The sequence below is a fragment of the Streptomyces sp. JJ36 genome, assembly GCF_021696945.1.
Lineage (GTDB): Bacteria > Actinomycetota > Actinomycetes > Streptomycetales > Streptomycetaceae > Streptomyces.
Window position 1 is genome coordinate 17,388 of the sequence record NZ_JACYHE010000078.1, and the last position, 10,576, is coordinate 27,963.

At 75.1% G+C, this 10,576-nt stretch carries 10 protein-coding genes; 4 read left to right on the forward strand and 6 right to left on the reverse strand.

Translation table 11 applies throughout. The features are described from left to right. The first annotated feature begins 1 nt into the window (after nucleotide 1). On the forward strand, nucleotides 2–1,024 hold the full coding sequence (hpnH, locus tag HOY81_RS22885; RefSeq protein WP_237322519.1) for an adenosyl-hopene transferase HpnH: 1,023 nt from the start codon (nucleotides 2–4) through the stop codon (nucleotides 1,022–1,024). Further along, nucleotides 1,021–2,403: an aspartate aminotransferase family protein gene (locus HOY81_RS22890; protein WP_237322537.1), complete on the forward strand. Its 1,383-nt coding sequence runs from the start codon at nucleotides 1,021–1,023 to the stop codon at nucleotides 2,401–2,403. Before hpnH ends, HOY81_RS22890 begins: the two co-directional genes overlap by 4 nt. Before the next feature lie 92 nt (nucleotides 2,404–2,495). On the opposite strand, the gene HOY81_RS22895 is transcribed toward HOY81_RS22890, so the two are convergent. The 6 genes from HOY81_RS22895 to HOY81_RS22920 form a co-directional block, all read right to left on the reverse strand. Beyond that, entirely contained in the window at nucleotides 2,496–3,287 is a 792-nt protein-coding gene (locus tag HOY81_RS22895) for a tyrosine-protein phosphatase (protein WP_237322521.1), read from the reverse strand. 63 nt (nucleotides 3,288–3,350) lie between these two features. After that, nucleotides 3,351–4,736: a Ni/Fe hydrogenase subunit alpha gene (locus tag HOY81_RS22900; protein ID WP_237322523.1), complete on the reverse strand. Its 1,386-nt coding sequence runs from the start codon at nucleotides 4,734–4,736 to the stop codon at nucleotides 3,351–3,353. Further along, nucleotides 4,733–5,491, reverse strand: coding sequence for an oxidoreductase (locus HOY81_RS22905; RefSeq protein ID WP_237322540.1), 759 nt, complete (start codon nucleotides 5,489–5,491; stop codon nucleotides 4,733–4,735). Before HOY81_RS22905 ends, HOY81_RS22900 begins: the two co-directional genes overlap by 4 nt. A gap of 121 nt (nucleotides 5,492–5,612) precedes the next feature. Continuing rightward, on the reverse strand, nucleotides 5,613–6,395 hold the full coding sequence (locus HOY81_RS22910) for an FAD/NAD(P)-binding protein (RefSeq protein ID WP_237322526.1): 783 nt from the start codon (nucleotides 6,393–6,395) through the stop codon (nucleotides 5,613–5,615). Nucleotides 6,396–6,484: 89 nt separating this feature from the next. After that, nucleotides 6,485–6,946, reverse strand: coding sequence for a cyclic nucleotide-binding domain-containing protein (locus HOY81_RS22915; protein ID WP_237322528.1), 462 nt, complete (start codon nucleotides 6,944–6,946; stop codon nucleotides 6,485–6,487). After that, nucleotides 6,943–8,097: a 4Fe-4S dicluster domain-containing protein gene (locus tag HOY81_RS22920; RefSeq protein ID WP_237322529.1), complete on the reverse strand. Its 1,155-nt coding sequence runs from the start codon at nucleotides 8,095–8,097 to the stop codon at nucleotides 6,943–6,945. The genes HOY81_RS22915 and HOY81_RS22920 overlap by 4 nt, the downstream gene beginning before the upstream one ends. A 196-nt stretch (nucleotides 8,098–8,293) precedes the next feature. Between HOY81_RS22920 and HOY81_RS22925 the strand changes: the two genes are divergently transcribed. Both HOY81_RS22925 and HOY81_RS22930 read left to right on the forward strand, forming a co-directional pair. Next, a complete protein-coding gene (locus HOY81_RS22925; protein ID WP_237322531.1) occupies nucleotides 8,294–8,896 on the forward strand; it encodes a hydrogenase maturation protease in 603 nt (200 codons plus the stop codon). 274 nt (nucleotides 8,897–9,170) lie between these two features. Continuing rightward, nucleotides 9,171–10,576, forward strand: a 1,406-nt coding sequence (locus tag HOY81_RS22930; protein ID WP_237322533.1) for a sensor histidine kinase KdpD, incomplete at its 3' end; no start/stop codon positions are given.

The following is a 10,576-nucleotide window of genomic DNA, read 5'->3' on the forward strand; positions in this document are numbered from 1 at the left end:
CATGGCCATGCCGCTCCGCCAGACCCTGCGCATCGGCACCTACCTGCTCGGACAGAAGCTGCGCGGACGGGAGAAGTTCCCGCTCATCGTCGAGCTGGAACCGCTCTACGCCTGCAACCTCCAGTGCGAGGGATGCGGCAAGATCCAGCACCCGGCCGGTGTGCTGAAGCAGCGGATGCCGGTGGCCCAGGCGGTGGGCGCGGTGGTGGAGTCCGGGGCGCCGATGGTCTCCATCGCCGGCGGCGAGCCGCTGATGCACCCGCAGATCGGCGAGATCACCCGGCAGCTCGTCGCCCGCAGGAAGTACGTCTTCCTCTGCACCAACGCCATGCTGCTGCGGAAGAAGCTGGACGAGTTCACCCCCTCGCCCTATTTCGCCTTCGCCGTGCACATCGACGGGCTGCGGGAGCGGCACGACGCGTCGGTGGCCAAGGAGGGCGTCTTCGACGAGGCGGTGGCCGCCATCCGGGAGGCCAAGGGGCGGGGCTTCCGGGTCACCACCAACTCCACCTTCTTCAACACCGACACGCCCCAGACCGTCGTCGAGGTGCTGGACTACCTCAACGACGACCTGCGGGTGGACGAGATGATGATCTCCCCGGCCTACGCCTACGAGAAGGCGCCCGACCAGGAGCACTTCCTCGGCGTCGACCAGACCCGGGAGCTGTTCCGCAAGGCCTTCGCCGGGGGCAACCGGCGCCGCTGGCGGCTCAACCACAGTCCGCTCTTCCTGGACTTCCTGGAGGGCCGGGCGGACTTCCCGTGCACCGCCTGGGCCATTCCCAACTACTCCCTCTTCGGCTGGCAGCGGCCCTGCTACCTGATGAGCGACGGCTACGTGACCACGTACCGCGAGCTGGTCGAGGAGACCGACTGGGAGGCCTACGGGCGGGGCAAGGACCCGCGCTGCGCCAACTGCATGGCCCACTGCGGCTACGAGCCCACCGCGGTGCTCGCCACCATGGGCTCCCTGAAGGAGTCCCTGCGGGCCGCGCGGGAGACGGTGTCGGGAGGCCGGCGCTGAGCACGTTCGACCTGCGCGCCCTGCTGGCGGAGCACGCCGGCGACGGGACCGCGCTGCACGCCCGGCACCTCAACCACCAGCTGCCCCGGATGCTGCGCACCCTCGGGTTCGACAGGACCTATGTGCGCGGCGAGGGCGCCTATCTCCACGACGCCGACGGCCGGGACTACCTGGACATGCTCGCCGGCTTCGGGGTGCTCGGCCTCGGCCGCGGCCACCCCGTGGTCCGGCAGGCACTGCACGACGTGCTGGACGCCGCGCTGCCGGACCTCACCCGGTTCGACTGCCCGCCGGCGGCCGGTCTCCTCGCCCGGCGGCTGCTGGACGAGGCCCCGGGGCTGGAGCGGGTGCTGTTCGTGAACAGCGGCGCGGAGGCGGTGGAGGCCGCCCTCAAGTTCGCCCGGCGGGTCACCGGCCGGCCGCGGGTGCTCTGCTGCGACGGCGGACTGCACGGGGTCACCGCCGGAGCGCTCTCCGCGAGCGCCGACCCGTCGTTCCGCGCCGGGTTCGACCCGTTGCTCCCCGGCGGCTCCGTGCCGCTCGGCGACCTCGACGCGCTGGAGCGGGAGCTGGCCCGGGGCGACGTCGCGGCGCTGATCGCGGAGCCGGTGCAGGCCCGCGGCGTGCACGCCGCGCCGCCCGGCTGGCTGCGTGCCGCCCGGGAGGCGCTGCACCGGCGGGGTGCCCTGCTGGTCCTCGACGAGGTGCAGACCGGGCTCGGCCGCACCGGACGCTTCCTCGCCCACCAGTTCGACGAGGCGGTGCGGCCGGACCTGGTGTGCGTGGCCAAGGCGCTCTCCGGCGGGTACGTGCCGGTCGGTGCGGTGCTGGGGCGGGACCGGATCTTCCGCACGGTGTACGGCGGCATGGACCGGGTGCTGGTGCACGCGGCGAGCCTGGGCGGCAACGCCCAGGCCATGGCGGCCGGCCTCGCCGTGCTGCACGTGCTGCGCGAGGAGGCCCTCGCGGATCGCGCCCGGCGCACCGGCGAACTGCTCCGGACCCGGCTGGCCGGGCTGACCGAGCGCTACGAACTGGTGCACGAGGTGCGCGGTCGCGGACTGCTGATCGGCATCGCGTTCGGCAGCCCGCGGTCGGAGCGGCTGCGCACCCGCTGGCGGCTGCTCCAGCAGGCCCGTACCGGGCTCTTCGCGCAGCTCGTCGCGGTGTCGCTGCTGCGCCGCCACCGCATCCTCACCCAGGTCTCCGCCGACCGGCAGGAGGTGCTCCGGCTGACCCCGCCGCTGATCATCGGGGAGCGCGAGGCGGACCGCTTCGTCGCCGCCTTCACCGAGGTCATGGAGGAGGCGCACGGTGGCGGCGCGCTGCTGTGGGACACCGGCCGCACCCTGGTCCGGCAGGCGCTGGCGAGCCGCTGAGCCGCGCGCCGCGGCCCCGGACGGGACGGCCCCGGGAGGGACGGCTGATGCAGGGGCGGCTGATGCGGGACGGCCGGTCCCGCGCGGCCGCGTCAGGTGTCCAGCATGCGCTGCCGCAGCCGGTCCCGGGTGGCCTCCGAGAGGCGCAGGCCCTCCCGGAGATAGGTCTCCGGGCCGCCCCAGGTCTCCTCGATGGCCGTGAAGGCCGCCTCGAGATAGGCCGGGCGGGCGTCGAAGAGCGGGGCGAGCAGCTCCATCACCTCCGGCGAGAGGCCGCCCTCCGCCCCCTTGGAGCGATGCACCTTGTACCGGCGGTGCGGGGAGTTCGACTCCAGGTAGTCGGCCTCGATGGCGTCCCGCGGCACCCCCAGCGCGAGCAGCACCACCGCCACGGTGAGCCCGGCCCGGTCCTTGCCCGCCGCACAGTGCAGCAGCGCGGGCACGCTGTCCTCGGCGAGCGCGTGCAGCACCCGGCTGTGCTCCTGGGTGCGGCCGCGGATCATGGCGCGGTACGAGGCGGCCATCCGGTGTGCGGCCTGCCCGTCGGAGAGCGCCCGGCGGAGCTGCGCCAGGTTCCCGTCCCGCACCATGCGCCAGAAGTCGGCACCCTCGGCCGGGTCGGTCAGGGGTATGTTGACGTTCCGCACCCCGGGCAGAGCCGCGTCCGGGCCCTCCAGGGCCTGGTCCGCGGAGTTCCGGAAGTCGAAGACCGTGTGCAGCCCGAGCCCGCTCAGGAAGGCCACGTCCTCCTCGGTGGCGTGCGCCAGATGGCCGCTGCGGAAGAGGGTGCCCGGGCGCACCCGGAGCCCGTCGCCTGCGGGCAGCCCGCCGACGTCACGGAAGTTGCGCACCCCGGTCAGCACGGGCTCGGCGGTCTCTGTCACGGGCGCTCCTCCGGTTCTGCTGGGCGGACCCTGCCGACCCTACGACATGTGTGCCCCGGGCAATCAGGCCTTGTCGCCGGCCGGCCCGCGGTCCACGCTGAGGTCCAGGAAGTGGGCGGAGCAGGAGATGCACGGGTCGTGATTGCGGACCGCACGCTCGCAGAGCGCGGTCAGCTCGTCGTCCGGAGCCTCCCCGGCGGCGAGCCGCTCCTCGGTCAGCACCCGCAGGTCCTCCTCGATCGCCGCCTGGTTCTGCGCGGTCGGGGGGACCAGACTCGCCGCGGTCACCGTGCCGTCCGGGGCGAGGCCGTAGCGGTGGTACAGCAGCCCCCGGGGCGCCTCCGTCGCGCCGTACCCGGTGCCGGCCCGCGGGCGGACCTCGGTGTACGGCCGGGGCGGCGGTTCGTACTCCTCGATCAGTCGCAGCGCCTCCTCGACGGCGTAGAGCACCTCGACGGCGCGTACCACGATGCTGCGGAACGGGTTGCGGCACACCGCGCCCGTGTGCGGATCGCCGAGTCCGGCGCCCCGCGCCGCCTCCGCCGCCAGCGGGGAGAGCCAGCGGCCGCTGATCGCGTACCGGGCCAGGGAGCCGGTGAGATGCCGGCGCCCGTCCAGCGACGACTGCAGCGCCGTGGAGTACGGCACCTGGGACTCCACGACATGCTCCTCGAACTCCTGTACGCCGAAGCTGCGGGTGGGCAGCGCCCGCCGGCTGCCGGGCGGCAGCCCCGCGGTGCGGGGTGCGGGCATCACCGTGGGGACGCCCGTCTCGATGGCGTACCGGCCAGGCTCGGCCAGGGCCAGCAGGTCGTGGTCGCAGCCCGCCTCGGGGAAGTCGAAGCCCGCCACCCAGCGCACGGTGTGCACGGCGTCCTCCAGCGCCTGCCGCAGCCGCTCCGCCAGGGGCCGCAACTCGCCCCGGGAGGGCACCCGGTGGAAGCCGCCGAGCCGGGCGTTGACCGGGTGGATGGCGCGTCCGCCGAGCAGCTCGACGATCATGTTGCCCGCCTGCTTGAGGCGCAGGCCGCTCTCCACCTCCCCGCGCCACCGCCGCGCCAGCTCGATGGCGCTCTCCGCGCCGAGGAAGTCGGGAGCGTGCAGCAGGTGGATGTGCAGGGTCTGGCTCTCGATCCACTCGCCGCAGTAGAAGAGCCGGCGCAGCGCCGCCAGCGGTCCGTCCACGGTGACGCCGCAGGCGTCCTCCAGGGCGGCGCAGGCGGTGAGCTGGTAGGCGACGGGGCAGATGCCGCACACCCGCGAGGTGAGGTCCGGGGGCTCGGTGTACGAGCGCCCCCGCAGGAACGCCTCGAAGAAGCGAGGCGGCTCGTAGATCGCGAGCCGTGCCGCCGTGACCCGCCGGCCGCGCACGCGCAGCCGCACCGCTCCCTCGCCCTCCACCCGGGCGAGCGCGCCGACCTGGAGGGTCCGGGTGCGGGGGCCGCTCACTCGCCCAGCTCCTGACGGGAGACGGCGTCGAACTCCGGGGCGGCGGTGTTGAAGGTGCGCAGCACCCGCACCACGTCGAGGGTGTCCATCCCGTCGCGGCGCAGCAACGGCACGAAGGAGGGGAAGTTGGTGGAGTACGAGGGCCCGAAGCAGCCGTAGCAGCCGCGGCCGTAGGCCGGGCAGAGGGCGCCGCAGCCGGCGTGGGTGACCGGCCCCAGGCACGGTGTTCCGTGTGCGACGGTCACGCAGGGCGTGCCGCGCCGTTTGCACTCGAAGCAGACGCTGTGAGCGGGGACGTCCGGAGTCCGCCCGGCGAGGAACGCGGTCAGCACCTCGACGAGCTGCCCGCGGTCGATGGGACAGCCGCGCAGCTCGAAGTCGACCCGGACGTGCGCGGCGATCGGGGTGGAGCCGGCGAGGGTGCGGATGTACTCCGGTTCGGCGTAGACGGCGGCCCGGAACTCCTCCACGTCGGCGTAGTTGCGCAGCGCCTGGACGCCGCCGGAGGTCGCACAGGCACCGATGGTCACCAGCTTCCGGGAGGACTCCCGGACGTGCCGGATGCGCTCCGCGTCCTCCGCGGTGGTGACCGAACCCTCGACCAGCGACAGGTCGTACGGCCCGGGGCGGGGGTCGCCGGAGGCCTCCAGGAAGAAGGCGACCTCCAGCTCGTCGGTGAGACCGAGGAGTTCGTCCTCGCAGTCCAGCAGCGTGAGCTGGCAGCCGTCGCAGGAGGCGAACTTCCAGACGGCCAGCCGCGGCCGGCGGCGTCTGCGGCCGCCGGCCCCTCCGGCCGTCGTGCCTTCGCGGCCCGCCGCCTCTCCGGCGGACCGGGTCTCTCCGGTGTCTGCGGCGTCTTCGGTGTTCCCGGTCAACTCACAACTCCCGTACGGCGAGCAGCGGCCGGACGCGGGACCAGGGCAGCACCGGGCCGGAGCGGCAGAGCAGCACCGGGCCGAGCTGACAGTGCCCGCAGTGGCCGGTCCCGCAGTGCATGGTGCGTTCCAGCGAGACCCGGACGCGGTCCGCGGGCAGTCCCCGGCGCACCAGGTCGCGGGCGCAGGCCCGGATCATCACCTCCGGGCCGCAGACGAAGGCCGTGGCCCGCGCCGGGGAGAAGGCCACCCGGTCGAGGAGCGTGGTGACGACGCCGACCTCGCCCGTCCAGGCGTCGTCCGGCCGGTCGACGGTCACCAGGACCCGCGCACCGGCTGCCCGCCACTCCTCCGTCTCCCGGGCGTAGAGCAGGTCCCCCGGGGTGCGGGCGCCGATGAGGACGCTGAGCCGCCCGTACCGGCCGGGACCGGCCAGCGCCTGCCGGACGAGGGGCCGCAGCGGGGCCAGCCCGATGCCGCCGGCGAGCACCAGCAGATCGTGCCCGGCCGCGGCGGGCAGGTCCCAGCCGGTGCCGAACGGGCCGCGCACCCCGACCGTGTCGCCGGGCCGGACCCGCTGCAGGGCGCCGGACACCGCGCCCACGGCCCGCACCGTGTGCGTCAGCCGGCCGCCGTCGAGGCCGGAGACGGACAGCGGGACGTCGCCGGTGCCGAAGGCGTACACCATCGCGAACTGCCCCGGTACGAAGGCCGGGAGGGGGCGTCCGGCGGGCTCCAGCACGAAGGTGGCCGTCCCGGGCGGCCCCGGGCTCCGCCCGGTCACCCGGTACGGCAGCGGGGGCCCCGCCGGGCGCGGTGCCGGGGCGGCCGTCGCCCGGTCCGTTGCGGGGGGCGCCGTTCCGTGGCCCGCCGTCACTCCGCACCGCCGGGGTCCGGTCCGTACAGGTCCAGCAGCCGGAAGCGTGCGGCCTGCAGCCGGCGGCCGATCGCCACCTGGGCGACGGCGCGGGTCACCGCCAGCCCGAAGGCGGGTTCCGCGTCGATGGCGGCGCGCACCTCCGGGGCGCTGAACTCCCAGGCGTCCACGGGCCGCCCTGCCCGGGCGCCCAGGTGCCACCGGTACGGCGCGAACAGCCACGACCACCCGAGCAGTTCGCCCTGTCCCAGCGTCTCCACGACGACGGACCCGCGACCGGGCACATGGACGTCCAGCGCGACCTGTCCGGAGCGCAGGACCCAGAACCGGTCGGCCGGCCCCTCCTCGTCGAAGATCCGGCCGCCGGCCGCGAACGACGCGTCCCGGGAGAAACCGAGCAGCCGTTTCCGGTGGGCCTCCGGCAGTTCGCCCAGGAAGTCCCGGCCGGCCGGGGTCACGGCGCCTCCTCCCGGCCACCGGTGGCCAGGCGTTCGCGGTGCAGCGCATGGGCCTCTTCGGTGATGTCGATGCCGACCGGACACCACACGATGCAGCGCCCGCAGCCCACGCACCCCGAGCTCCCGAACTGGTCGTACCAGGTGCCCAGTTTGTGGGTCGCCCACTGCCGGTAGCGGCTGCGGGTGGAGCCCCGCACCGTCCCGCCGGGGAGGTGGGTGAACTCCAGGTCGAAGCAGCTCTCCCAGCGGCGCCACCGCTCGGCGTGGTCGCCCGTCAGGTCGGTGACGTCCTCCGTGCTGGTGCAGAAGCACGTCGGGCAGGCCATGGTGCAGTTCCCGCAGGTGAGACAGCGGGCCGCGACATCGTCCCAGCGCGCCGCGGAGAGCGTCTCCTGCATCAGTTCCCGCAGGTCCACGGCGGGCATCGTGCGGCCCATCCGGTCCGCGGCGGCGGCGACCCCCGCGGCCGCGGCCGCCCTGGTGGCGTCGTCCGCGGGCCGTTGCGGCAGCCGGGCGAGGACGTCGGCGCCCTCCGCGCTGCCCGCCCGGGCGTGGAAGCGGTGGCCCGCCTCGTCGACCACCTCGGTCAGCACCAGGTCGTGGCCCTCGCCCGCGGCCGGGCCGGTCCCCATGGAGGTGCAGAAGCAGGTGGCGCCGGGCTCGGTGCATTCGACCGCCACCAGGAACGCGCGCTCCCGCCGGCCCCGGTAGCGCTCGTCGCTGAGCGGCCCCGAGGTCAGCACCCGGTCCTGGACATGGATCGCCCGCAGGTCGCACGGGCGCACGCCGAGGAAGGCGTAGGAGACCGGCGCGGGCCGGTCCTCGGCCACCGTGAAGGAGCCGTCCGGGCCGCGGTCGGCGGTCCACTCCCGTTCCCGCTGCGGATGCAGATACGTCTTCCACGACTGGGGGCCCGCGCTGTGCGCGAACGCGGCGCCGTCCGCGCGCTCCCGCACCCGGTAGTGGCCGGCCTCAAGTTCCACGCCCCAGCCGTACGGCAGCTCGTCGCCGCGGGAGAGCTCGGCCAGTACGACGGCGCCGTCGCGCACCGTCGGGCCGATGACGGTGCGTCCGCGTGCCGCCAGCTCCCGGACGAGCGCGTCCAGCCCGTCCGTGCCCAGTACCGCGGTGGCACCTCCGGCCTCCGCCATCGACGACCTCCCGCGCCGTGTGTGTCCCGTCCGACGCGAGTATGCGCGGGGGCTGCCGCCCGCGGCGGCCCCCGCTCCGCGGGCCGCCGGATCCGTGACCTGATCGGCGGTCCGGCCGGGCCGCCGGCTGACCCGGACGGGTGCCGCGGGACGGCGGGGCGTCCGGGGCGCCCGGCGGCCGGGTAGAGGACCCGGCATGGACGCTTCCGCCCGCATCGTGGTGATCGGCGTCGGCAACCCCTGGCGGCGGGACGACGGGGTCGGCCCCGCCGTGGTGGGGCTGCTGCGGGCGGGGGCGTACGGGCTCCCGGAGGGCACCGCCCTGCACACGGGCGCCGGGGACCCGGCCCGGCTGCTGGACCTGTGGCAGGGGGCCGGGCTCGCCGTCGTGGTGGACGCCGCCCGCGCCCGCCCCGCGCGGCCCGGCCGGGTGCACCGGGTTCCGGTGTCGCCCGGCGGGGGCGGGGGCCGTTCCGGCCGGGTGCCGGTGGAGAGCGGGTCGGCGGGATCGCACGGGCTCGGGCTGGGCGCCGCCGTGGGACTCGCGGAGGCGCTGGGGCGGTTGCCGGGGCGGCTGGTGCTCTACGCGGTGGAGGGCGCCGACGACGGGACCGGCACCGGACTGTCGGCCCCGGTGGCGGCGGCGGTGGCTCCGCTGGCGGCCCGGATCGCCGGCGAGATCACCGGGCACTCTGGCGCGGACCCCGGTCACGGTGCAGGATGGACGGCAACGGTATGTCCGGCGCACATGCCGGGCGGACGTGCGGGCGGCGCGGAGCGCGGGAGCCGCCGGACGTGAAGATTCCGTCTGCATGGCCGAGAACCGGCCCCCGGAACTCGAAGCGGCGTGCGGAAACGAGTAACTTCCCTACTCCGCAAGGGAGTTATGATCGATCCCGCTTGTTCAAACGTGTGCGCAGATGTTCACTCGTTAGGAGCTGGCGAGGGGTGGCGAATATGTCATCCGCGTCTGTGTGGGGTCGTGAAGGCGGCTAGCGTGGCCACGCGCTGTGCGAGTCGGCGTGCCCCGAGGCGAACCCTTCAGACAGACCTCAAGTCAACCGAGGAACCAGATGCCTGAACCCCCGAGCTACGCGGTGCAGACGGGAAGGGGAACGTCCGCTCCCGTGCGGAACGCCGCCCCCTCCGGCTCCGGCGGGCCCCGGCCGCGGCACGGCCGGATACCCGCCCGCGAGACCGCCGGCGACGCGGCCGTCCGCCGCCGACTGCTGCGGCTCGCCGTGCTCCCGGCCGGAATCGTGGCCGTGACGGCGTCCGCAGTGGTCGCCTATGTGATGAGCGCCGCAGGAGGGGTGGACGCCATCGGCGGGCCGGCCGGCGGCGCCGACGGCGCCACGGTCTGGGGTGTCCTGGCCGGCGCCCTGCTGCTCTGCTGTGCGGTCGTCGTCGGCGCCGCGCTGGTGGCCACCTCCGAGGCCCGCGGCACGGTCGAGCGGTACGCCGCCCTGCGCCGCTCCGCCGAACGCAGCCGCGCCGAGGTCCGCGCCCAGCTCCACCGCCTGGAGCAGGGCGAGCGTCCGCGCCCGTCCGGCCCGGACCCGCTGCCGGAACCGGCCGGGAACGACCCGCTGGACCTGCTGGCGCACGAACTCGCCGCCGCCCAGCGGACCGCCGAGACGGCGGTGGCCGAGGCCGCCGCGCTGGTGCGTGCGGGCAGCAGCGGCAGCGAGGAGAAGGTCGAGGTCTTCGTCAACCTCGCCCGGCGGCTCCAGTCCCTCGTCCACCGGGAGATCGAGCTGCTGGACGAGCTGGAGAACGAGGTCGAGGACCCGGAACTGCTCAAGGGCCTCTTCCACGTCGACCACCTCGCCACCCGCATCCGCCGCCACGCGGAGAACCTCGCCGTGCTCGGCGGGGCGGTCTCCCGCCGGCAGTGGACCCGCCCGGTCACCATGACCGAGGTGCTGCGCTCCTCCATCGCCGAGGTCGAGCAGTACCCGCGGGTCAAGCTGGTCCCGCCGATCGAGGGCACCCTGCGCGGGCACGCCGTCGCCGACGTGATCCACCTCCTGGCCGAGCTGGTGGAGAACGCCACCATCTTCTCCGCCCCGCAGACCCAGGTACTGCTACGCGCCCAGCATGTGACGGCCGGGCTCGCCGTCGAGGTCGAGGACCGCGGCCTCGGCATGACCGGCGCCGAGCAGAGCCGGATGAACACCCTCCTCGCCGAACCGGAGCAGTTCGACGTCGGGGAACTGCTCTCGGACGGCCGCATCGGCCTCTTCGTCGTCTCCGCCCTGGCTCGCCGGCACGGCATCGTCGTCCAGCTCCAGAGCAACATCTACGGCGGCATCCAGGCCGTGCTGGTGCTGCCGCGCGGCCTGCTGGGCGAGGCCGGGGACGTGCAGGCGGGCGCGGCGCAGCAGCCCGGCGCGGTCCCTGCGAGCCCGCCCGCCGCCCGCGCCGCCGTACCGGCCGGAGCCGAGCACCGCAGCGCCGCCGGGCCGCCGCCCCCGCA